Genomic DNA, 26,172 nt, shown 5'->3' on the forward strand with positions numbered 1-26,172 from the left:
TGGGGTCATTTTGAAATTCTATTTCTTCTTAGTGATAAGAGTTAAACAAAGTAACAACCCAAATAAACTTCCTAAACAATTTGCAAATACATCCCCCCATTCAGCACTCCTTGTTGGAGAAAAGAAATACTGTAATATTTCTACAACTCCCCCTGTCGCACTTGCTATAGTAAAGATATAAATTGTCAACTTAATTTTCGAGTAATTTGGCTTACTTTTCACAATATAATTAAACCATACTATGGAAAATACAAAGTAAAAGGTAAAATGTGCTATTTTATCCTTATTAGGTATTTCCATACTTGGCACTTTGGATACGGTATTACCATCTAACAAACAGCCCATAAATATTAAAACTGTCCAGATAATTCCTACCCAAAAAAATATCTTACGCTCCAATCAATTCTTTATATTGTGCATCAGATAATAATGAGTCTACTTCACTCATATCTGAAATTTTCACCTTAATCATCCATCCTGCTCCATATGCGTCAGTATTTACTAACTCTGGCTCAGTTTCTAATCCTTCATTGAACTCGATAATCTCTCCTGTCAATGGTAAAAACAAATCTGAAACTGTTTTTACTGCTTCTACAGTTCCGAATACTTCATCTCTGTCTAAAGTTTGGTCTAATGTCTCAACTTCAACATAAACGATGTCTCCTAACTCTTTTTGAGCGAAATCAGTAATTCCTATTGTAGCTACATCTCCTTCGATTGCTACCCACTCGTGATCTTTTGTGTACTTTAAATTAGCTGGTAAATTCATTTTATTTAGTTTTTAGCAAATGTATAATATTATTACATAATTAGGAACCAATCCTCATTAATTTCCGAAATTATATCTCATTGTAAATCCTGCTCTAATATTTGTTATAGGATACATAGTTGAGATTACTGCTTTTGAGAATGAGTGATCGTAGAAAAAGATTGCTGTTAAATTTTTACTCAACATATAATCTGCCGCTACTCTTAATGACCACATATTTTGTCCTCCTCCCATTTGACTATTATTATAGTCTAAATAGCGAACAATTGTTTCTCGCTTAGTCAATGTTAAGTCTGCCTTGATATTAATATCACTCGATATTCTTCCTCCAGCTCCATTATTTGCATACATAGAATTAAATCCTACATCTTTTACACGATAACCTAACCCAAGTACAAAATCATTCCCTCTTGTTTCTGTCAGTAAATTGTTGTCAAAACTTAAAGACAACATACGATCTTTTCTCATTTCTAACAAAACTTTTACGGCTGATTTTGTTTCTAAATCAAAACGAACAAGTGGATTAAACTGCTCATATAACGTTGCACTATTTACTACATTTTTAGATGGATAATTACCATACTGATTTAACGCATTCGGATCTTTGTAATACTCGTGATTGAAGCTATACGATCCTAATGTATAAGAAGCGCGATAACCGTGGTGAACGGAGAAACGTCTAAAATTATCTTTAAACCACTTCATCTTCATAAAACCAGTATATTTAATATTCCAGTTAGGCAAAGGCATATCTCTAAACAAACTTGTTGAAACCTTATCTGCATTCCCTCCTGTATAAGCTGCTAAAAATGCAGGTAAAAGAACTGCTTGACTACCTTTTCCATATCCTATAGGAAAACCATCTTGATCTACGGCTGTTGCATTTGGATCTCTTTCTGCCGCTAATCGATTTGCAACGGTCAATCTATTCTCTAACATACGATCAAATGTAGGTGACTGCATTAAGTCACTTTTAGAGAATGATGTTCCTATCATAATTGTTGAAATACTAAAATTTCCATAACTATATGGTGCTTGCCCGTGATAAACTCCATCTTCTACAATAAACTGCTCAGAGTAATTATCAGACTTCATACGCTCTGCAAATAAATCAATTGTTAAATCTGGCAACAAACTTACTGATGCAGTAAGGTTTAATGTTTTATTACTAATTGTAGTATACGGTTGATTCATTTCAGGAAATTCAGTCAAATATCCATTCTTTGCAGCCTCATATCTAATATCTGCCTGACTACCAAAAACATATCCTAAGCTTGGTTTTGACGTTCCAAAGAACCCTACACTTGGCATAAAACCAGGTAACATTGTTCCACTATTTTCAGAGTAATTTATCTGAATGTTTTTTACAGAAGTAACTATTCCAATTAATGCATCTGTTATTGCTGTTCCTACTCCTGGTTCATCATTTACATTCTTTTTAGTATTATCCTTGGCTTGTACTACTTTTTGTCCTGGAACAATCGCTGCTTTTTTAGCTTTTGAAGGAGTGGCTTTTTTACGTTGACCACTCTTTACTAAGCCTAAATAACGATATAATGTTTCCATTCCTAAAGTCGTATTTAACCTTTGTGTTCTTGAGTTTTGAATTGTATTCCCTATACTGTAAAACACATCGCTGTCATCAAGTTGAATATTTGAATAAGCGTCTGAAGCACGTTGCCAATTAAAGTTTCCTGTATATGCATAGTTTGATCTAATAAAAGACAAAAACGGAATCTTATTTAGTGGTAACTCATAGTTTAATGTAAACTGTTGAGAAAACTGATTAGGTTCTCCAATATTAAAATAATCATCCCAGATTCTATTATCATTGTCAATTTGACCAGTCGTTACATCATAATAATTTCTTACAATATTATTACTACCTCCTATATAAGTTAAACGTAAAGATTTTGTCAAATCAAAATTGAAACCAAAATTATAGTTGAAGAAATAATTACGTCTGTACAATGGATCTAAACCTATCCCTTCTACATCAAGTAATCTAAACTCTTGTCTATTATACTGACGCATTACATTACTTGTAAATGAAATATTACTTGGCATAAAATTGAAATTAAAATCTCTAATTAATTGCCAATAATTACCACTTAAAAAACTTACTTTTTTAAACGGTTCAATACTTTTTGTTTCAAATGAATAAGTATAATCTAACGATGTACGTGCTTGTTGTTCTAACATTGATTCTATCTCAAAATCGTGATGCTTCACTTCATTGTATGAATGAGATAATGTTAGGTTTTCAATATCGTAAATATGTCTCTTTTTCTCTGGATTCTTTTCTTTACTTATACCAATAAAATTAATACTTTTTCTCTTCGTATAATCAATTGCTCTTTTCTCTGCCTCTTCTGCTTCTGCAGACGATTTCGCTCCTGATTTAATATAACTTAATTTCAAATCAGGATTATTAGGATCATATTCAGGGGTAATAAACTCTTCACTGATAGCATAATTAAATGGCAAGTTTACTCCCCACGTTTTAGGTAGCAATTGTCCTAAATTAACATTAGTTACAACGCTATATGACTTTCTATCTTCTCGACTTCTTTGTTGTGGTCCTTGTTCTAATCCTCCAAAACCAATTGTAGATTTCATACCTGTCATCGATACAGTTGCAAAGTCAGCTAAATTAGCATCAATAGTAGCTGTTGCAGCCCATCCTCCTTTGTTATCCATATCGGACATACGCAACTCGTCAAACCAAAACTCTCCTGAAAACTCTTTACCTGTTACAACACCAACTGCGCCATTCATCACATTTCTAACACCAAGCATCATCACTCTAACTTTTCCAAAGTTTGGATTACCTTTAATTCCTAACTTAAGTTTATTAGGTTTGTCTATGACTGATCCGTTTAACTCCGACTCATCTACATAAAAAGTCTTTGACGCGTCATAACCAGGTTTACCTGATTCTGCCATCTTCAACAACTTTAATTTCGCTAATAAGTCGATTTCAACTTCTAATTCATTTTCTTTTGGCCAAATTGCCTCAGGATCTGCCTCTCCACCATTAGTAACTTTTAATGGTATTTCAATCTCATAGAAGTTATCCACCAAATCACTACCAATACGGATGAATGCAGCCATATCATAATCTCCTAATTTAGCTGATTCTTTTAAAGACTCTGCGTGTATGAACATACGCAGTTTTTTATATTGACGCATATCAACATTAAAGTTTTTATATACCCCTCTTGCGTCTCTATGCGTTAAGTTTTCAACTTTTAATAGTAACGATTGTTCATTCTGATTTATTAATGTGTTATTCATATACACCTGCTCTCTGCGAACACCTGGAGGGGACACATAAGGAATAGGTTTTTTATCGTAGTTATCTGTCAAATTAACTGATGCAACATCAATTTTTGTGTTTTTACCCCCGCTTACATTAGTTTCTTCAATTAAACTTCTATCAAACTTTTTCCAATCTGAACGAACTAAGTTTAATGTTCCAAAACGCAATGTTACATCTTTTTCAAAATCAGTTAAATACATACGCATAAAACGTATTGAACGCATATCGCTTATTGCTCCAATTTCTTTTTTATCTTTTGAATCTACTGGTATTTTAAACTGTAGCCATCTTACTTCTGTTTCTTGTCCATCAGGCAAAGGAACAATCGTAGTCCTAACATCTGTAACATACCCTTCTCCTGGTTGTAAGTTTGGTTTTACATCAACAGTATATTCATAATACGCATCAATTGTATTCATCGTATTATCTCCGTCAACATCTTCTGCATCTGGTTGATTATTTCCTCCTCTTCCACCTGAAGATGGGCTATTTCCTTCTAATCCATTATAATCTCTATAACGCTGTAAGATTCCTCCTGAAGCATCTAAATAGTGGATAAAATTATCGGCAGCTGGATCTGCAAAACTTGCAAACTCAGCAAATTTTATTCTCTCTTCTTCATCACTAAGACCATCTAATCCTACATCTTGAAGTTTTCTATTTTCAGCACTTGTATCAAAAGCATAGATTAATGAAGGTGCAGCTGGAACTTTTCCCCAAATAGTTTCTATAGTATGTACTAAGTTAGCTCCTGTATCAGGCAATCCATTTTCATATTGTTTATAACCATCTCTTAAAATATCTTCAGAGATAAATCCTAAGTTTAAACGCAGTTGCCCTGTATTTGTAGTTGCTACAGCTCCAGACCTACCAACATAAGGATCCATTACCCAAAACTCAACAAATTCAATATTTGCTTGTTCAAAGTTTGTTGTACTTAAGCCACGCATAACACCACCCCAGTTGTTTTTAGGGGTTGGAGATTTTGCATTTTTCGTATATCCACTATAAAAATTGTAAGGTCCTCTTTCTTCTGGATAATACGTCAAGTCTAAGGTATTAATAACTCTACTTTCTCCGTAGGCAATATCTTTATTTGGAAATAACTCTTCACTATAAATTCTTCTTGTACGAATAGAAGACAAATCATATTCAGTCACACCATCTGGTTTTGAGCCCACAAAAAATACTGGATCAATCATATACCAAGACAGCTTTGAACGTCTGTAACCGTCTTCTAAAGAATAAGCTGTAGGTGCAACCTTATCTGCATTGGTGAAATCTGTAAATCTATGGAAACCAATAGGTGTACTTGATAACTTCCAAGCACTTGGTGCTTTTATATCAATCGTTGACTGTGTAGCTTCAAAATCATCTATGTAAGATGTAGCTTCACCATTCATCTGATCAAGCTTTGAAGTTCCAGGCTGTAAATAAGCAAACTCTCCTCTAAAAGATACGCGTGATTCTACATCTGTATCAATATTCGGCAACTTGTTTACTAACCTTGTTAAAAAGGGCACTTCTGTCGAATATTGTGCATTAAAGCCCCATATAGTATTGTTTACTGCTTCTTCACCATAATTTGACTTATGTGTAAAAGGCCTTTCAGATAAACGTAAAAACGTACCTCCTACAATAAAGTCTTTATTAAATTTATGCTCAACATTTAACCCAAAGAAACGCTTGGTTTGCTGTCCAAACATCGTATTGTTTTCTACAGAAACATCAATAGGCGTATTTGACGCTAATAATCCTTGGTCTAAGATCATAACACGCCCTCTACTGTAATCAACTGTATAATCTACGCCTTCTACAAGTACGCGTCCAGCTGCTTGCACAACTACAGATCCCGGTGCAACATTCATCGCTCCAATTGGGATTCCCTCTCCCATTTGGCTTGAATACTTTCCTTTTAATTGGAATTTATTCTTTTCACTTTGACGTCTTTCCGCATCTGTCTTACTTGTACGGTACATCTCTCTAAAAACATACTTTTGCTGGTTTTTATTGTAAGTCTCAGAATTATCGTAATCAGTATTGGCAACATTATCTTCAAGCTGCTTAAATAAATGCTCTCCAAATGGTTCTACTGTTGTAAATATCAATCGCCCATTAGTTGGGTCAATCGTTATCCCCTCAAATACATTACCACTATACTGATTGTTATTATTCCCATACCCGTTATTGCCATAATTATTATTATTTCCATAGTTGTTATTATTTCCATAACCTCCATTTCCATAATTACTATTATTGGTACTACCCCCTGGGTTATTTGGATCAAAAACTTCTTGCATTCCTTTATTGGGTACAAAGTCAAAGAAACCATCTCCTCCTGCTTGAGGGTCGTTTGTATTATTTAATCGATCTAAATGAAAAACTTTTAAAAGAGGAGTACGCTCAACTCCTTCTGGTAACGGTTGGTCTGTTACTGAACTAATGTAGTTTAATGGACTCGGGTCTGTATATAAAATATTAAAACGAAACTTATCTTGAGACAAATACATCGCATTTGGAATCTGATAAATATTTTTCATCATCAATTTCCAAACAGGTTGTCCTACTAATGTCAAATTACTTTTAAGCATTTTTAGAATTAATGCTTGTGATCTTGGAACATCATCATTTCCAGGATAATAATTTGAATCTCCTGGCTTTAAATTACCTTCCGTTGCTGTAGTCATACCAGAATCTGTACCAAATTCTCCAACTTGATATACTTGATCTCCTATAGAATATTGGTAAGCAACTGCTAATACTTCATCATTTGACAAACGTTGTTGTAAAGAAATATATCCTAACTGAGGGTGAAAATTAAACTCGCTTGGATTTAACTTTCTCGCACTCTCTAAACGTACAAAGTCCTTTCCTTCTTGAACTGAAATAGTAAATGCAGAACTTCCTGAAGTACTTGTACGAATTGCAGGTGTCAAATAATTACTTCCTATTTTACCTGGATCAAACTGGTTATTTGCGTTATTCGGAAAGGCGTTATTTTGTAAATTAACAAAGAAACCATTTTCAGGATCAGCTATACCAACAACATCCTTGTCTTCCTTCCCTACTTTATTGCGACCTTCCCCTAAATCTTGTAAGGCTACAATATTTCGAGAATTATTATTATTTTGATTTACACTATTATAGCGATTTGTAATCCAAACTTCTACACGTGTAATTCTTACCCTACTTCTAACGTAAGGGTAATTTTTTAATGCTTCGTCGTAATTATTTCGGAAGTATTGTGATAAGAAAAAGTGCTTATCCTCATCGTAATCTAATGCATATAACTCGAAATCTTCAAGTGTTCCTCCTCCTTCTGCACGCATAGAAGTCGTCTCTGATTTTTGCTCTGAGAATACTCCAGTAATTGTTGTTCTACCAAACTGAAGCTGTGTCTTAACTCCAAATAAACTTTGTGCACCACGTATCAATGACCCACTAATTGGCATACTAACATTACCTACTTCTACTGATCTAACAATATCATCTTCATCTGGCTCAAATGCCAACTTCATCATATTTTGAAAATCGAATGTAGCTTGTGTATCGTAATTAATATTAACCGCTAAACGAGTACCTACCATTCCTTGTAACCCCATACTAATCCTTTGATCAAAATCAAAAGTCATATTCTTGCGATTACGTGGTGATAATATTGGATTATCTTGTTTACTAAAACGAACTCCCATATCAAACTCTACTGAACCAGAAGGTTTAACATCAATAGTGTTTGATCCAAAAATCCCTGCAAACAGCTTAGAGTTTACATAATAACGTGGCAACATATCGCGTAAAGCTGGATCATCATCATCTAAACGACCGTGCATCGCATTAAAACGTTGCTGAAAATACTTACGCATTTCAGCACGCATAATCATTTCTTCGAATTCTTTACGTGTTAATATCAATGGATAATTCACATTAAACCCATCAAATGTTTTCGTAAAATAATACATATCCGTATAAGGATCATAGGTATATCCTTCCTTGATCATCTGAGGATCAGGAATTACTATTTTACCAACATCGTATTTTGTTTGTAGTGAATCTACAACCTGTTCAGGTAATTCTTGTCCATAGCTACTCTGCAAACCACAAAGTAGTAAGAATACCCAAAATAGGTATAGTTTAATATTAGGAATTATCCCTTTCAAGATTTATAAGTTTTTTAAAGCTTGCTTAATGATAGACTCTACTGAAGCATCTGGTGTTTGCTTAATAATCTTATCCACCACTTTCTCTGCTGACTTACGTATAAAGCCAAGTACTTCTAAAGCAGATAACGCTTCATCCTTATTAGTATTGTTAATAACTGGTGAAACTTCATCAATATTATATAATTTTAGAACTTTTTCTTGAAGATCTAAAATTACACGTTGTGCAGTTTTTGCTCCAATTCCTTTTACGGATTGGATTGTCTTAACATCTGCTGATGCAATAGCTTGTAATAATTCCTTTGGGGAAACTGAAGATAGCATATTTCGAGCTGTGTTACCCCCAATACCTGAAACAGATATTAAAAGTTTAAATAACTCTCTTTCAATTTTATCACTAAAACCAAAAAGAGTGTGCCCATCTTCTTTAATTTGTAGGTAAGTATATAATTTTAAGTTTTCAGAGGAACCAATTTGCGAAAAAGTATGCAGGGAAATATGGATAAGATATCCAACTCCCCCGCAATCAATCACCACTTCAGTGGGTGTCTTTTCAACTAATCTTCCTTGAATATGTGCAATCATCTCGTCTAATTTTACTTCAAAAATAGCAAATAATTATTAACTATTTAGTAACATTCAGCACGAGTGTTAAACTAATCGTAAAGACAGTTTCTTATTTCTTTTTTCTATTACCACGAACTTGGGCATCTACTACTGCTACAGCAGTCATATTTACCATTTCATCAACACTTGCTCCTAATTGGAATACGTGAGCTGCTTTGTCTAACCCTAAGATAATTGGTCCTATTGATGTTGATTTATTTAGCTCTTTCAACATTTTATAAGTAATGTTTGCTGAATCTAAATTAGGGAACACAAGTGTGTTAACTGTTTTACCAACTAATTTTGAGAATGGGAACTTCGCTTTCAACATTTCTTTGTTCAATGCAAAATCCATTTGAATCTCTCCATCAACTACCATATCAGGATGCTGTTCGTGTAAGATGCGTACTGCTTCTTTCATTTTTGCTGGTGATGCATTTGCAGCTGATCCAAAGTTAGCGTGTGATAACATAGCGATTACAGGTTCCATACCAAACATACGAACTGTTTTCTCAGTCATAACAGCAATTTTTGCTAAATCTTCTGCTGAAGGATCTGGATTAATAGCTGTATCTGCTAAGAACATAGGTCCTCTTTTAGTCATCATCAAGTTTGTAGTAGCTACTTTAGTAACTCCTGCTGCTTTTGGTATTAACTCTAAAATTGGTTTTACAACAGTAGGGTAATTTCGAGAGAAACCTGTTAACAAAGCGTCTGCTTCTCCTTGATTAACTAACATTGCTGCAAAATAATTACGTTCTACCATCAATTTAGTAGCATCATACAATGTAATTCCTTTGCGTTGTCTTGTTGACCAATATGCTTTAGCAAATGCTTCACGTCTTTCTTTTTGTTCTTCTGATTTTGGATCTATAATTTCTAAATCAGCAGTAAACTCAATACTTCTCTTTAAATCAAGAATCGTTTCCTTATCTCCTAAAAGAATCGGAATTGCAATTCCTTCTTCGTAAGCAATTTGTGCTGCCTTTAAAACATCTAAATGGTCTGCTTCAGCATAAACTACGCGTTTAGGCTCTACTTTTGCACGGTTAATAAGCATTCTTACAAGCTTATTATCGCTACCCATACGTACTTCTAACTCTGATTTATACTTGTCCCAATCTGTAATAACAGCATCTGCTACACCTGTTTCAATAGCTGCTTTTGCTACCGCTGGTGGAACAACAGAAATTAAACGTGGATCAAATGGTTTTGGAATAATATACTCTCGACCGAAAGTAAACTTTGTTTCTCCGTATGCTATATTAACTTGTTCTGGAACTGGCTCTTTTGCTAATTTAGCTAATGCTACTACAGCTGCCATTTTCATTTCTTCGTTAATTTTCGTTGCTCTAACATCTAAAGCACCACGGAAAATATATGGGAACCCTAAAACGTTATTAACTTGGTTAGGATAGTCAGATCTACCTGTTGCCATAATAACATCTTTACGTGTTGCCACTGCAAGATTATAATCAATTTCAGGTTTCGGATTAGCCATTGCAAATACAATTGGATTCTCACTCATTCCTAAAAGCATCTCTGGTTTTAAAACATCTGCCGTAGATAATCCGATAAATACATCAGCACCTTTCAACGCGTCTGTTAGTGATATATCTCCATCAATTGCAAACTCGCGTTGCAAATCAGAAATACGCTCATCATTTTTCTTTAAAACACCTTTACTGTTAAACATTTTGATATTCTCTTGCTTAACACCAAATGCTACATAAAGCTTAGCACAAGCGATTGCTGCAGATCCTGCACCTGACACAACCATTTTAACTTCTTCAAGTTTTTTACCTGCTAACTCTGCCGCATTAATTAATGCTGCAGCTGAAATAATAGCCGTACCGTGTTGGTCATCGTGCATCACAGGAATATTCAATTCCTCTTTTAAACGTCTTTCAATCTCAAAAGATTCTGGCGCTTTTATATCTTCTAAATTGATCCCTCCAAAAGTAGGAGCAATATTTTTAACTGTCTCTATAAATTTTTCAACATCAGTAGTGTCAACTTCAATATCGAAAACATCTATATCTGCAAAAATTTTAAATAATAAACCTTTACCTTCCATTACTGGTTTTGAAGCCTCAGGTCCGATATCACCAAGTCCTAATACTGCAGTACCATTTGAGATAACTGCTACTAAATTTCCTTTAGCTGTATACTTGTAAACATTGTTTACATCCTTTGCAATTTCTAAACATGGCTCAGCAACTCCAGGTGAATATGCTAATGCTAAATCTCTCTGAGAAGAGTACTTTTTTGTCGGAACTACCTGAATCTTACCAGGTACAGGTTCCGCGTGGTACTTTAATGCTTCTTTGCGTAAACTATCTTTGTTCATAAATTTTCATTTAACATGATAAACAAAGGTAGCATTTTTGCCTAATAATCAAAATTAAGTAATTCAGTCGGCTAAAAATTGTATATTTCGCAATAAACCATCGTATTTAGTCCTCTTTATTGCAGATTTCTTAAAAATTTCATTGAATGTCTCTTTTGTCAATTCACGCCATTCCCTTTTTTCTAAGTGCATTAACTCATTATTGGGAATAAAACGAGGCTCACTATGAGGCTTTGCAAATCGATTCCAAGGACAAATGTCCTGACAAACATCACAACCGAACATCCAATCATCCAATTTGTTAGCAAATTCAGATGGAATATCATCTCTCAATTCTATGGTTAAATACGAAATACATTTACTACCATTAACGATATATGGACTCTCAATCGCTTTGGTTGGACAAGCGTCTATGCATTTGGTACACGTTCCACAATGATCCGTTGTTGGTCCATCAGTTTCTAAATCTAAATCTATGATTAACTCAGCTATAAAAAAGAAAGATCCATTCTTACGATTGATCAAATTGTTGTTTTTCCCAACCCAACCTAAACCGCTTTTTGCCGCCCAAGCCTTGTCTAAAACAGGTGCTGAATCAACAAAAACACGTCCATCTACATCACCTATTTCACTTTGGATAAAATAGAGTAACTCCTTTAACTTGTCTTTAATGACATAATGATAGTCTTCTCCATAAGCATACTTGGAAATCTTATACGAATCTTCTATCTGTGTTTCTTCTGGATAATAATTCAAAGTAAGCGAAACAACACTTTTAGCACCTTCAACAAGTAAACGAGGATCTAAACGCTTGTCAAAATGATTCTCCATATAACTCATTTGACCGTGCATTTGATTATTTAACCAACGTTCTAAACGAGGAGCTTCTACTTCCAAAAATTCAGCTTTGGAAATTCCACAAGACATAAAACCTAACCGCAGAGCTTCAGCTTTAATCAATGAAGCGTGTTTGCTCTTATTTTCAATCATACCGTATTTCTATTCGTCAAAAAGTCCACCTTGACGAGAAACTCTCTTTCTTCCTAAATGTTCATAAGCCTTATCAGTAACCTCTCTACCTCTTGGTGTACGCACAATAAAACCTTCTTGAATCAAATAAGGTTCATAAACTTCTTCAATAGTTTCTCCATTTTCTGACACAGCAGTTGCTAAAGTTGACAAACCAACTGGTCCTCCTTTAAATTTATCAATAATGGTTAAAAGGATTTTGTTGTCCATCTCATCCAATCCAAATGAATCTACATTTAAAGCATTCAAGGCATATTGCGAGATTGCAACATCAATTGTTCCATTACCTTTAATTTGTGCAAAGTCACGTACACGTCTCAACAAGGCGTTGGCAATACGAGGCGTACCTCTACTTCTACCTGCTATTTCAATTGCTGCCTCTAAATCAATAGGAACTCCTAAAATAGAAGCACTTCTTTCTATAATAGTGGCAAGTAATTCTTTGTTGTAGTATTGTAATCTACTTTGAATACCGAAACGAGCACGCATTGGTGCTGTCAGTAACCCTGAGCGAGTTGTAGCTCCTACTAATGTAAATGGATTCAAATGAATTTGAACTGACCTTGCATTAGGTCCTGATTCAATCATTATATCAATCTTAAAATCTTCCATTGCAGAATATAAATACTCCTCTACAATTGGACTTAAGCGGTGAATCTCATCAATAAACAACACATCTCTCTCTTCAAGATTAGTAAGTAACCCTGCCAAATCACCAGGTTTATCCAATACAGGACCTGATGTAATTTTAATCCCTACATCTAATTCATTCGCTAAAATATTAGCCAATGTTGTTTTTCCTAAACCGGGAGGTCCGTGAAACAAAGTATGATCTAAGGCTTCGCCACGTTGATTAGCTGCTTCAACAAAAATCTTTAAATTTTCCAAAACAGAAGCTTGACCAGCAAAATCATCAAATGACAGTGGTCTTAACTTTTTTTCTATATCATTCTCTTCCGGAGAAAAGTGTTTATTAGTAGGGTTCAAATTCTCATTCATATCGCAAAGATAAATTAAATTATCAATCTCTTAAAAACAAAAAAGGCCATCCGATTAGGATGACCTTTTTTATATATAATAGACAAGCTATTTCTTAGTGATGTAATTGCTCTTCACCTTCAACGAAAGGCATATTTTGAGGAGCAAAGTCTTCAGGTAAACCTGGTTTACTGTAGTCATAAGGCCATCTGTAAACAACTGGTAATTCACCTGGCCAGTTACCGTGAATATGTTCTACTGGTGTAGTCCATTCTAAAGAGTTACTTCTCCAAGGGTTCTGAGTAGCTTTCTTACCATAGAAAATACTATAGAAGAAGTTCCATAAGAACACTAATTGGAAAGCAGCACCTACTAAAGCGAACACAGTAATTAACACGTTCACATCGTAGAACTCATCAAACAATGGGAAAGCAGTGTTTGAGTAGTAACGACGAGGTAATCCAGCTAATCCGATGAAGTGCATTGGGAAGAAAACTCCGTAAGCACAAACTGCAGTTACCCAGAAGTGGATGTAACCTAAGTTTTTGTTCATCATTCTTCCAAATAATTTAGGGAACCAGTGGTAGATACCAGCAAACATTCCGTAAAGAGCAGAAATACCCATTACTAAGTGGAAGTGAGCAATAACGAAATATGTATCGTGAACGTTGATATCTAATGTTGAATCTCCTAAAATAATCCCTGTTAAACCTCCTGTAATGAAAGTTGAAACGAAACCTATACAGAAAAGCATAGATGGGTTCATTTGGATATTACCACTCCAAATTGTAGTGATATAGTTAAACGCTTTTACAGCTGATGGAATTGCAATTAACAATGTTGTGAAAGTAAACACAGATCCTAAGAATGGATTCATTCCCGATACGAACATGTGGTGACCCCAAACGATTGTTGATAAGAAAGCAATACCTAAAATTGAAGCAATCATCGCACGGTAACCAAAAATTGGTTTACGAGCGTTACATGCAATAACTTCAGAAGTAATACCCATTGCTGGTAAGATTACGATGTAAACCTCAGGGTGACCTAAGAACCAGAATAAGTGTTCATACAATACTGGAGAACCTCCTTGGTAATGTAATACTTCTCCTGCTAAATAAATATCAGATAAGAAGAATGATGTTCCAAAGCTTCTATCGAATAATAATAATAAAGCAGCTGATAATAATACAGGGAAAGAAACGATACCGATGATAGCTGTAGTAAATAAAGCCCATACTGTCAAAGGTAATCTTGTCATAGACATTCCTTTTGTTCTTAAGTTAATTACAGTAGCAACATAGTTTAAAGATCCCATTAAAGAAGATGCAATAAAGATTGCCATTGAGATTAACCATAAAGTCATCCCCATACCTGATCCAGGAATCGCTTGTGGTAAAGCACTTAATGGAGGATAAACTGTCCATCCAGAAGATGCTGGTCCTCCTTCTACGAATAATGATAAAATCATAATTACTGCAGAAATAAAGAATAACCAGTAAGAAAGCATATTCAAGAATCCTGAAGCCATATCGCGTGCTCCAATTTGCAATGGAATAAGTAAGTTCGAGAACGTACCACTTAAACCTGCTGTTAATACGAAGAATACCATAATCGTACCGTGCATTGTTACTAATGCTAAGTACGCGTCATTCTTCATTACTCCATCAGGAGCCATTTTATCACCTAATAACCATTTGAATACTGTAAAAGATTCTTCTGGCCAAGCGATTTGCATTCTAAATAAAAGAGACATCACAATCCCTATGATTCCCATAACAATACCTGTAATAAGGTATTGTTTGGCAATCATTTTATGGTCTAAACTAAATACATATTTAGTAAAGAAGTTTCCTTTATCATGATGATCATGAAGATCGTGATCATTAATAATTTCGTGTCCTTCTGCTGACATAGTTAAATTGATTTTAATACGTGAGTTTTATTTTACTACTTGAGCGATAGCTTCAGAATCAACTTCTACTTCAGCTTCCTCTACTGCAGGTGCAGCAGGAACTTCTTTAGATTTTTTCTCTTCAGCAACTTGATTTCCTAATGTAGGAAGTTCTTTTAACCAAGATTCAAATTCTTCAGGAGTTTCAACAACTACCTTCATTTGCATATTATAGTGAGATGCTCCACAAATTTTGTTACATAATAATAAGTAATCAAATGAATATGGATCTAAAGCCTCTTCACCTTTAGCGATTAAATCTTGACTTCTATCAGCTCTAATATTGTTAATATTATTTACTTTCTTAACAATTTCCTCACGAGTTCTCATCTCTTCTGTTGTCACAGTTGGAGTAAATGCGAACTGAGTTACCATCCCAGGAACACAGTTCATCTGTGCTCTAAAGTGAGGGAAGTAAGCAGAGTGAAGAACGTCTTGTGAACGGAATTTCAATACAACTTTCTTTCCTAATGGTAAGTGTAATTCTTTTGCCATTTTATCGTCATTAGCATTTGGATCTGACATATCAACTCCAACTACATTGATTCCCTCGATAAAACGAACGTTTGCTTTTCCTAACGTATTATCTTGTCCTGAGTAACGAACATCCCATCCAAATTGTTTAGCATAAACTTCAACAATTAAAACGTCTTCTTCCTCATCAACAAACATAATGTCATTCCAAGCAAATAATCCGTAAAGGATTAAACCTGATAATGTGATAACTGGGATAATAGTCCAAATAGCCTCTAATTTGTCATTATCTGAAAAATACTTAGCTTTTCTACCTTTTACTCCACGACCTTGGAATGCAAAGTAGTGTAATAAAAATTGTGTAAAAATTTGAACGATGAAGATTAATCCCATTGAAATCCACATCAAGTTGTCAACTTGTGTACCGTGCTCTGAAGCAGGGTTACTCATCAAAGGAAAGCTACCATACTCTACTAAACAAAAAATAGTAAAAATGTAGATAAATCCTAAGAAAGCGAAAGTTAAATAACCGTTGATGTTATTGTCTTTCTCATTTGCGATTTCCGCATTTGTGTCATTAGGACCAGAACCAACTTGAGTTAAATCAAAGATCTTAGTCAATTGCCAAATAGCAATACCCAATAACACAACTACAGCTAATATTAATAAACTTGTCATTTGTTTATTTTTAGATATTAATAGTGAAAATGTTTACTCTCTTCAATCAAAGGATTGTTCTTAGCTAACAATGGTGCTTTTGTAAGAGCTGTAAATCCAACATAGATAAATAATCCAATGAAGAACATTAATGCAGCAATTTCAGGAACACCGATAAACCAAGATCCTCCTACTGTACCTGGAGAAATCATCATAAAGAAGTCAACATAGTGACCAATGATGATACACGTACCAGCCATAACTACAATCCAAGTTAAACGTTTGAAATCTGTATTGATTAATAACACTAATGGCAATACAAAGTTCAATAACAACATTCCGAAGAATGGTAAGTTATACTCTTGAATTCTGAAGATGAAGTAAGTTACTTCCTCTGGAATATTAGAGTACCATTGTAACATAAATTGAGAGAACCAAAGATAAGTCCAGAAAATACTTAATCCAAACATAAATTTAGCTAAATCGTGAATGTGAGAAGTATTAACAAATTCTAAATATCCTTTGTTTTTTAAGTATAAAGTTACAAATGCGATAGTTGTAATAGCAGTTACAAAGAAACTTGCGAATACATACCATCCAAATAATGTACTATACCAGTGTGTGTCAATTGACATAATCCAATCCCAAGATGCCATAGACTCAGTTACGATGAAGAAAGCTAAGAATCCAGCAGATGCTTTAAACATCTTTTTGTGGAATACTAAGTCTCCTGTTGCGTCTAAAGCTAATGATTGTTTACGAGCATAGATTCTATAAATATTCCATCCTGCTAAGTAAACAACAGCTCTTATGATAAAGAAAGGAACGTTTAAATATCCTGTCTTACCTTGGATAACTGTATCGTGTGCTACAATGTTAGGATCTGCCCAAATAAATAAATGGTTAAAATTAAATACAGATAATAACAAAATAACGAAGAAGATTATAGAACCAGGTAATACATAAGCTGATAAACCTTCCATTACTCTGAATAGAACAGGAGACCATCCTGCACTTGCAGCGTAATTAATAGCGTGGAACGCTAAAATACCTACAGACACTAACATAACAAAAATACATGCTACGTACAAAGCTGTCCAAGGTTTGTTTTGCATTTGAGTCAAAACGTGCTCTAAATGCTGTTGATGAGCTTCATGATCTGCATCTGAAACCGAAGAATCGTGTCCAGAAACGTGACTCGCACCACCATCGTGATGCGCTTGCTCAGTTAAGATCTGCTCTACTTCAGCAGTAGTCTTTGGTGCACTGAAGAATCCATATGCAATCCCTACAAGTCCTAAGACCATAAGAACGATTGCAAAAGTCTTCAAGTTTTTTGAAAATGTGTACATATCTAAACTTTCAAATAAGTTTTACAATTTATTATTCTGATTTCAATTTTAAAACGTAATCTGTAACTAACCAACGCTCGTGTTGATTTAATTGATTAGCATGAGATCCCATTGAATTCAAACCATAAGTAATTACATGGTAAATACCTCCTTCTGTTAGCTCTCTATCTTTATAGTTAGGAACTCCCAAGAATTTCTCTCTTTTTACCAAATTACCTTTTCCATCTCCTTTTGCACCGTGACAAACAGAGCAGTAAATTGTATACAATTCTTTACCTTTCTCTGAGTCTTTCTCCTCAACAGATAATGGTGATTTCAAGTTAGCTTTTGCGCTATCTAAACCTTCTGGAGTATTTGCATACTCCTCAGGTTGAAATCCACGAGGTACAGATCCTTCTGCAGGAATCTGTCCTTCTTTACCGTTTTTAAATACTGTAGTTGGAACTTCAGAATATGTTTCGTATGCAACTGATTCGTACATATTAGGCATAAACTGATAGTTAGGACGCTCTTTATTAAAACAAGAAGTAGTCAAAACTGATACTCCTACTAAAGCTACAATTTTATATATCGTTTTCATTCTACAATTACTTTTCAATTACTTTTACTTCAACTGCTCCAGTTTTTTTGAAGAACTCAATAGCAGACTCTTCGTCGCCATTTAAAGCTACCTCCATTAAAAAGTGATCATCTGTAGTTCTAACATCTGGATTCTCAGCTTTTTTGAAAGGCCATAATTTACTTCTCATGAAGAAAGTAAGAACCATTAAGTGAGCTGCAAATAAAACTGTCATCTCGAACATAATTGGAACGAAAGCTGGCATATTTTGGATGAAGCTAAAACTTGGTTTACCTCCAATATCTTGAGGCCAGTCAACAATCATAATAAAATACATCATGAAAGTACCAAAAGACAAACCTACCAAACCATACAAGAATGCACAAATTGCAAGTCTTGTTGGCTTTAATCCCATAGCCTTATCAAGACCGTGTACTGGGAATGGAGTGTATATTTCCTCAATATGATGATGAGCAGATCTTGTTTCTTTTACTGCATCTAACAATACATCATCATCATTGTATAATACGTGAATTACTTTGTTACTCATAATGATTAATGATTTAAAGATTGATGATTCTCTTTAGAGTCTCTTGCTTTCTTGTAATATTCACCAGAAGATTTTAAGATAGTTTTCACCTCCGCCTGTGCAATTACAGGGAAACTTCTTGAATACAATAAGAACAATACAAAGAAGAAACCAATAGTTCCAATATAAATACCAGCATCTACGAAAGTAGGTTGGAACATTGTCCATGAAGATGGTAAGTAATCTCTATGTAATGATGTAACGATAATTACGAAACGCTCAAACCACATACCGATATTTACAATAATCGAGATAATGAATGAGAACATAATGTTCGTTCTAATTTTCTTGAACCACATAACCTGTGGAGAAATTACGTTACAAGTCATCATTAACCAATATGACCACCAGTAAGGTCCTGTAGCACGGTTTAAGAATGCGTATTGTTCATACTCTACTCCTGAATACCAAGCTACCCATAACTCTGTAATATAAGCAACACCTACGATAGATCCTGTAATCATTACAATAATGTTCATCAACTCGATGTGTTGAACTGTAATGTAAGCTTCTAAGTTAGAAACTTTTCTCATAATGATTAACAATGTGTTTACCATTGCGAATCCAGAGAAAATAGCTCCAGCTACGAAGTAAGGAGGTAAGATTGTAGTGTGCCATCCAGGGATAACTGAAGTAGCAAAGTCAAAAGATACAATCGTGTGTACAGAAAGTACCAATGGAGTAGCTAAACCAGCTAATACTAAAGATACCTCTTCGAAACGTTGCCAGTCTTTTGCTCTACCTGACCAACCAAATGATAAAATTGAATATACTCTTTTTGTGAATGGCGTAATTGCTCTATCACGTAACATAGCGAAGTCAGGAAGTAAACCAGTCCACCAGAAAACTAATGATACTGATAAATACGTAGAAATCGCGAAAACGTCCCATAATAATGGTGAGTTAAAGTTTACCCATAATGAACCAAATTGGTTTGGAATAGGTAATACCCAGTAAGCTAACCATGGACGTCCCATGTGAATGATAGGGAATAAACCAGCCTGAACTACAGAGAAAATTGTCATTGCCTCTGCAGAACGGTTAATAGCCATTCTCCATTTTTGTCTGAATAATAATAATACGGCTGAGATAAGTGTACCAGCGTGACCGATACCTACCCACCAAACGAAGTTGGTAATATCCCATGCCCAACCTACAGTTTTATTTAATCCCCAAGTACCAATACCTGTACCAACAGTGTAAGCCATTGAACCTACACCCCATAAAAAAGCTACTAAAGCTATAGAGAACACTGTCCACCATAATTTATTAGCTCTTCCTTCTACAGGTCTAGCCACATCTACAGTTATATCGTGATATGATTTTTCACCAATAACTAAAGGTTTTCTAATGGGTGCTTCGTAATGTGACGACATAATCCTTTATATGTTTCTTTAATTAATAATTCTTTTAACTTAGATATTTCTAACTTTTACGTGGTAGAAAACATTTGGTTTAGTACCAATGTGCTCTAACAAGTGGTAAGATCTATCAGACTCAGCTAATTTAGTAATTTCTGATTCTTTATCGTTCACGTCTCCAAATACCATAGCTCCGCTTGAACAAGCTGCTGAACACGCAGTTTCAAATTCGTTTGCACGAACTGCTCTACCTTCATTCTTAGCTTTTAATACAGTTGCTTGTGTCATTTGAATACACATTGAACATTTCTCCATTACCCCTCTTGAACGAACTACTACGTCTGGGTTTAAAACCATACGTCCTAAATCGTCATTCATGTGGTAATCAAACTCACTATTTTGAGCGTATAAGAACCAGTTGAAACGTCTTACTTTGTAAGGACAGTTATTAGCACAGTATCTCGTACCAACACAACGGTTATATGCCATATGGTTTTGACCTTGACGACCGTGTGATGTAGCAGCTACTGGACATACAGTCTCACAAGGAGCGTGGTTACAGTGCTGACACATAATTGGTTGGAAAGCTACTTGTGGATTATCAGCTGGGTGCTCCAAGCTTTGGAATGCCTCACGGTATTCTCCAAATCCTTGTGTATTTTCTTTCAACTCAACATCTCCAGCAAATGTATCTTCAGATGAATAGTATCTGTCAATACGCAACCAGTGCATATCTCTACTTCTTCTAACTTCAGATTTACCAACTACAGGTACGTTGTTTTCTGCATGACAAGAAATTACACAAGCACCACAACCAGTACAAGCATTCAAGTCAATCGATAAATTAAAGTGGTGTCCTACTGATCTATCAAATGATTCCCAAATGTCAATGCTTGATGCATTTACTTCTTGGTGGTCATAAGATACTTGAGGAAGGATATTCCACTCTTCTGCATTCTTAGTATTGAAGATCTCTAAAGTTGTATCTTTAACGATATCTCCTCTACTCATTAATGTATTTTGTAACTGAACACAAGCAAACTCGTGATCTCCACTTGCCTTAGCAATTGTTACATTTTGTACATTATTAAAGTTAGCATATAATTGGTATGCATTTACACCAACTTGCATTTCTTCTTTTAATGCTGCTTTTTTACCATATCCAAAAGCTAAACCTACAGTTTTAGGCGCTTGTCCTGGTTGGATTAAAGCAGGAACGTTTTCAAGCTTAACACCGTTAACTTCTAAAGTAACATAGCTACCATTTAAACCTCCGTTTGCAACGTGGTAATTTTTGATACCTAATTCTTCAGCGTCAACTCTTGCAATAGTTACGTAGTTATCCCAAGATACACGTGTAATTGGATCTGGGAACTCTTGTAACCAAGGGTTATTAGCTTGTTGTCCATCTCCCATTCCTGTTTTAGTGTATAACACTAATTCGAAATCTCCAGCTTTCTTAGCTTTAGCTAAATTAGCAGCAGCAGATGAAAACTCGATGTTAGATGAAATTTTACCATTAGTACCAACAACAGCAAAACCATCGTGAACTAATTGGTTCCATGTTTTATCAGAAACTACAGATTTACCAACAGCTTTTACATAATCGTAGTAAGCTTCGTTGTTTCCACTCCACAATAATAAAGCGTCTTGGAACTGTCTTGTTTCAAATAAAGGACGGATTGTAGGTTGCATAACTGAATAATGACCTTTTTTGATCATTACATCTCCCCAAGACTCTAAGTAATGAGGTGCAGCAGCAGCGATAGTAGTAACTAAAGCAGTTTCGTCTTCTTTTAAAGAGAAAGCAACTGAAGTTTTTACTTTACCTAATCCAGCTACGAATGCAGCGCTATCAGCCATTGTGTAAACAGGGTTTACTCCTGACATAATTAATGTGTGAACATTACCAGCATTCATATCTTTAACAAGTTGAGCAACTTTAGCAGCGTCACCTTGTCTAACGTATTTTGTTTGCTCTGGTAAGAAAGCTTCTGATTGTAATTTCTCGTTGATTGCTAACGCTACTAATTGAGCATCAACATCATCAAGACCAGTTACAACAACTCCTCTTGTACCAGCAGCTTTAAGTTGCTTAGCAGCTTTAGCGATTTCAGCATCATAAGCAGTAGCACTACCTGAAACTGAACCACCAACGATTTCATTGTATAACTTAACTAAAGCAGCTTTTTGCTCAGTTACAGTTAATGGAATTCTAACGTCAGCATTAGCTCCAGCTAAAGACATATTTGCCTCCATTTGGATATGCTTAGACATTTTTCCGTTTTTAGGAATACGATTATTAGCGTAAGCTGCATCGTAACCTCCACCTTGCCAATCTCCTAAGAAATCTGCACCAACAGAAACAATTACATCAGCATTAGCGAAATCGTAATCAGCTAATCCACGAGTTCCATAAGCTTTTTCATAAGCATCTGCAGCAGCAGAAGAAGAAACAGCATCATAAACAACGTGTTTAGCAGTTGGGTTAGCAGCGATAAACTCTGCAATTAATTTATCAGTTGATGGACTTGCCATTGTATTTGTTAACAACACAACGTTTCCTCCACTTGATTTAGCATCTTGTAAACTTGCTTTTACTTTTAAATCAACCTCGTCCCAAGAAGCATTCTTCCCTTCGATTTTTGGTTGCTTCAAACGTAAGCTATCATACATTGATAAAACTGATGCATTTACACGAGCGTTAGCTCCTGAGTATGCATTAGCAAGTTTGTTATTTTCAACTTTAATAGGACGTCCTTCTCTTGTTTTGATCAAAACGTTCACAAAGTCAAATCCGTCTGCTACAGTCGTTGCATAATAATCTGCAACACCAGGAATGATTTCTTCTGGCTGAACTACATACGGAATAGATTTTACAACAGGTCCTTCACAAGCTGCTAATGTTGCTGCAGCCGTAGAGAAACCTACATATTTCAAAAAGTCTCGACGAGTTGTAGATGAAGAAGACAATGTTTCTTTGTCTCCAAGAAATTCGTTAGTAGGAATTTCGTCAACAAATTCATTGTTTCTTAGCGTCTCAACAATAGAACTATTTTCATTCAGCTCCTCAACACTTTTCCAGTATTTTTTGTTTGATGCCATTGTATATATATATTAGCTTCTTATTCTTAAATAATTATTAATAGTGACATTTACCACACTCTAATCCACCCATTTGAGCTACTGTCAATTTCTCAACTCCGTATTTCTCAGATAATTCTTTGTGAATTTTAGCGTAATACTCGTTGTCAGCTAACTTAACGTCAGTTTTTCTGTGACAGTCGATACACCATCCCATAGTTAATGGAGAGTGTTGTCTCATAATTTCCATTTCTTCAACTGGACCGTGACAAGTTTGACATTCTAAACCTGCAACATTCACGTGTTGAGAGTGGTTATAGTATACAAAGTCAGGTAAATTGTGAATTCTAACCCATTTAACTGGTTTTTCTTTTCCAGTATATTTCTGAGCTGAAGCATCCCAACCTACTGCGTCATACAATTTTTGAATTTCACCTGAGTAAAATTCTGGTGTATACTTACCGTAATCTACACCTTCATCTCCTGTAAATTCATTAATGTTTTTATGACAGTTCATACAAACATTCAAAGATGGAATTCCTGATGTTTTACTTGATCTCGCTGAAGAGTGACAGTATTTACAATCAATACCATTATCACCAGCGTGAATTTTGTGTGAGAAATGGATAGGCTGTACTGGCTCATACCCTTTATCAACACCAATCTGCATCATAAATCCATAAGCGAACCATGAACCTATTAATACAAAAACAATAGTAGAAACAATTACTAAGAATTGATTCTTAACGAATGCTTTACACAATGGAACTGTTTGGCGTACTTCTTCAGTCAATCCATTAGCTTCAACAACCTTGTTTAATACCTTCTTAACGAAGAACAACATTGTTACTAATAGCATCAACACAACAACTAAAGCACCTAAAACAACAACGTTAGAAACATTATCACTGTTCCCTCCTCCTTGTTGTCCTGCAGCAGCACCAGCTACAGCAGCTTTAGGCTCTGCTTTTTGCTCTGACGTATAAGCTAAAATGTCATCAACATCCCCATCAGATAAACCTGGGAAGTCGTTCATGACAATCTTATTCCAGTCATTAAAAAGCTTTACAGCCGTTGCATCTCCTGACTTAATAAGAGACGAACTACTTTTAATCCACTTGTGAAGCCATTCAACGTCACCATCGTGACGCTCAACTACTCCTCTAAGAGCTGGACCAGTAGCATTTCCATCTAACTTGTGACAAGCTGCACAGTTAGAATTAAACAATTCCTTACCTTTTGCTGCATCTTGAGCAAACGAAATTGTAGTAAACGATAGCATTAACGCTAAACAAAAGAATAAAATCTTTGAAAACGAATTATGGTTACCCACTTTTTTCATAGTTATAAAATGATTTTCAACTAAACTTGGTCTTATTTAACAGCCAATTAGACCGCTATCTTATACACCTTATTTACAAACTCCGACAAAAATACAATTTATGACTTACTCTTAAAACCTTTACAGTCGTTAATACATAATTTATACACGTTCTAAATAGATAAAAACAAGGGCATTTTCAAGAATATTTGTAATTTTGTCCAAATCACTATTCATTATGAGAATTTTAAGAATATTTATCGCCTTAACTCTTATACTAATTACTAATAACACAATTAGTGCTCAAAGTAAAAATACAGTAATAAATGAGCCTGCGGCTATAAAAGAATTAGTTAACAAGAAAAAACAGGTTAATACTTCTACGATTGTCAATGACAAATACAAAATCCAGATTTTTTACGGAAAAAATTCTGATGCAAATGCCGCTATTTCAAGATTCAAAAGAAGCTTCCCTTCAACTAATGCAACAATAATTTACACTAACCCTTCATACAAAGTTTTAGTCGGAAATTATAAAACAAGATTGGACGCGGAGAGAAACTTGAAAATAATTCAAAAAGAATTTGACAACGCTTTACTTATCTACCCTGGTAAATAAGTAATAACTACATTTTTCATAAAAAAGGCGACAAACGTATGTTTGTCGCCTTTTTCATTTTCCATCACTCCCATCTTATTCCCAAATCTTAAAATAATTGACCCGTCCTGAAATAACTGTACAGTTTTAAAACAGTTAAAAATGGAAAATAGTAATCAAACAAGACAAAAAAAGACAGATCGTTATCACTTGAAATTTATTGAAAAAGTAATTCAAGAAATAGAAAATGGAGCTACCCAAAGTTCAGTTACTCTCAAGTATGATTTAAGGCAACCAACGGTGAGTCGTTGGATCAAGAAATATGGAAGTATAGAGTTTCATCAAACACGCAGGAATAAAATTTATTCAGAAAGCTTAAAACGTCAAGTAGTTCATAGTATTACAGAACACAAAATGACTATAAAAGAAGCTTGTATAGCGTATGGAATCGAAAGTAAAAGTACAATAACAAATTGGTTATTAGTTAATTACAATAAAAACAAAGATCTTTGTAAAGAAATTAACATTCCAATTCTTATGGAAGAAAAAATAACTAATTTAGAATCTTTAGAAGTAAAAGCTTTAAAAAAGGCTTTAGCTGAAGCACAATTTAAGATAGTAGCATTAAATACTTTGATTGATGTAGCAGAAAAAAAATTGGATATTGATATTAGAAAAAAGTCTGGTTCCAAGCAGTTGAAGAAGTAAAACTCTTATATCCTACCAAGGGAATAGACAAAATATGTAAACTGTTTGGGAAAACACGAAGTGCTTATTATCAGTCAATTAATAAATATGAGCGGCAATCAATAAAAGATGATATCATCTTACAAGAAGTATTGAAAATCAGAACCAGCCTTCCTAAGGTAGGTACTCGAAAACTTCAGTATATGCTCCAAGAACGCTTAGCTACACATAAGATAAGCATAGGCAGAGATTATTTATTTGATTTATTAGATAGTCAAAAAATGTTGATTAGGCAGCGCAAACGAAAAGCATACACAACAGATTC

17 protein-coding genes are annotated in these 26,172 nt (G+C 34.7%); 2 read left to right on the forward strand and 15 right to left on the reverse strand.

All coding sequences use genetic code 11. The annotated features are described in order from the left end of the window. Positions 1 to 18: 18 nt before the first annotated feature. From AABL81_RS09365 to AABL81_RS09435, 15 genes are all read right to left on the reverse strand, one after another. The gene (locus tag AABL81_RS09365; protein WP_158210115.1) at positions 19 to 399 is read right to left on the reverse strand and encodes a VanZ family protein; all 381 of its coding nucleotides are present in this window, start codon (positions 397 to 399) and stop codon (positions 19 to 21) included. Further along, entirely contained in the window at positions 389 to 769 is a 381-nt protein-coding gene (gcvH, locus tag AABL81_RS09370) for a glycine cleavage system protein GcvH (RefSeq protein ID WP_158210114.1), read from the reverse strand. Before gcvH ends, AABL81_RS09365 begins: the two co-directional genes overlap by 11 nt. Before the next feature lie 57 nt (positions 770 to 826). Beyond that, positions 827 to 8,248 (reverse strand): T9SS outer membrane translocon Sov/SprA, encoded by a 7,422-nt coding sequence (gene sov, locus AABL81_RS09375; RefSeq protein ID WP_341340879.1) that lies wholly within the window; start codon positions 8,246 to 8,248, stop codon positions 827 to 829. 3 nt (positions 8,249 to 8,251) lie between these two features. Beyond that, positions 8,252 to 8,833 (reverse strand): Holliday junction branch migration protein RuvA, encoded by a 582-nt coding sequence (ruvA, locus tag AABL81_RS09380; RefSeq protein WP_341340880.1) that lies wholly within the window; start codon positions 8,831 to 8,833, stop codon positions 8,252 to 8,254. 91 nt (positions 8,834 to 8,924) lie between these two features. Next, positions 8,925 to 11,204 carry an NADP-dependent malic enzyme gene (locus tag AABL81_RS09385; protein ID WP_341340881.1) on the reverse strand — a complete coding sequence of 760 codons (2,280 nt, stop codon included), beginning with the start codon at positions 11,202 to 11,204 and terminating at the stop codon, positions 8,925 to 8,927. A gap of 63 nt (positions 11,205 to 11,267) precedes the next feature. Continuing rightward, a complete protein-coding gene (gene queG, locus AABL81_RS09390; protein WP_341340882.1) occupies positions 11,268 to 12,194 on the reverse strand; it encodes a tRNA epoxyqueuosine(34) reductase QueG in 927 nt (308 codons plus the stop codon). 9 nt (positions 12,195 to 12,203) lie between these two features. Next, a complete protein-coding gene (ruvB, locus tag AABL81_RS09395) occupies positions 12,204 to 13,232 on the reverse strand; it encodes a Holliday junction branch migration DNA helicase RuvB (RefSeq protein WP_341340883.1) in 1,029 nt (342 codons plus the stop codon). 94 nt (positions 13,233 to 13,326) lie between these two features. Further along, entirely contained in the window at positions 13,327 to 15,126 is a 1,800-nt protein-coding gene (locus AABL81_RS09400) for a cytochrome c oxidase subunit I (RefSeq protein WP_341340884.1), read from the reverse strand. A 27-nt stretch (positions 15,127 to 15,153) separates the two neighbouring features. Further along, positions 15,154 to 16,317 carry a cytochrome c oxidase subunit II gene (locus AABL81_RS09405; protein ID WP_341340885.1) on the reverse strand — a complete coding sequence of 388 codons (1,164 nt, stop codon included), beginning with the start codon at positions 16,315 to 16,317 and terminating at the stop codon, positions 15,154 to 15,156. A 17-nt stretch (positions 16,318 to 16,334) separates the two neighbouring features. Beyond that, complete coding sequence (locus AABL81_RS09410; protein WP_341340886.1) at positions 16,335 to 17,648, reverse strand: quinol:cytochrome C oxidoreductase; 1,314 nt, start codon at positions 17,646 to 17,648, stop codon at positions 16,335 to 16,337. 31 nt (positions 17,649 to 17,679) lie between these two features. After that, the gene (locus AABL81_RS09415; protein WP_341340887.1) at positions 17,680 to 18,228 is read right to left on the reverse strand and encodes a c-type cytochrome; all 549 of its coding nucleotides are present in this window, start codon (positions 18,226 to 18,228) and stop codon (positions 17,680 to 17,682) included. Positions 18,229 to 18,235: 7 nt separating this feature from the next. Further along, the gene (locus AABL81_RS09420; protein WP_090405540.1) at positions 18,236 to 18,757 is read right to left on the reverse strand and encodes a DUF3341 domain-containing protein; all 522 of its coding nucleotides are present in this window, start codon (positions 18,755 to 18,757) and stop codon (positions 18,236 to 18,238) included. Positions 18,758 to 18,762: 5 nt separating this feature from the next. Further along, positions 18,763 to 20,172 carry an NrfD/PsrC family molybdoenzyme membrane anchor subunit gene (gene nrfD / locus AABL81_RS09425; protein WP_090405542.1) on the reverse strand — a complete coding sequence of 470 codons (1,410 nt, stop codon included), beginning with the start codon at positions 20,170 to 20,172 and terminating at the stop codon, positions 18,763 to 18,765. Positions 20,173 to 20,211: 39 nt separating this feature from the next. Continuing rightward, positions 20,212 to 23,262 carry a TAT-variant-translocated molybdopterin oxidoreductase gene (locus AABL81_RS09430; protein ID WP_341340888.1) on the reverse strand — a complete coding sequence of 1,017 codons (3,051 nt, stop codon included), beginning with the start codon at positions 23,260 to 23,262 and terminating at the stop codon, positions 20,212 to 20,214. A 37-nt stretch (positions 23,263 to 23,299) separates the two neighbouring features. After that, positions 23,300 to 24,583: a cytochrome c3 family protein gene (locus tag AABL81_RS09435; protein ID WP_341340889.1), complete on the reverse strand. Its 1,284-nt coding sequence runs from the start codon at positions 24,581 to 24,583 to the stop codon at positions 23,300 to 23,302. 217 nt (positions 24,584 to 24,800) lie between these two features. Here AABL81_RS09435 and AABL81_RS09440 point away from each other — a divergent pair, with 217 nt between their 5' ends. After that, positions 24,801 to 25,181, forward strand: coding sequence for an SPOR domain-containing protein (locus AABL81_RS09440; RefSeq protein ID WP_158210104.1), 381 nt, complete (start codon positions 24,801 to 24,803; stop codon positions 25,179 to 25,181). Between the two features lie 141 nt (positions 25,182 to 25,322). After that, the gene (locus AABL81_RS09445; protein ID WP_341340890.1) at positions 25,323 to 25,868 is read left to right on the forward strand and encodes a transposase; all 546 of its coding nucleotides are present in this window, start codon (positions 25,323 to 25,325) and stop codon (positions 25,866 to 25,868) included. Positions 25,869 to 26,172: the final 304 nt, after the last annotated feature.

Origin of the sequence: Myroides sp. C1519 (genome assembly GCF_038039755.1) — a bacterium.
Taxonomy (GTDB): Bacteria; Bacteroidota; Bacteroidia; order Flavobacteriales; family Flavobacteriaceae; genus Flavobacterium; species Flavobacterium phaeum_A.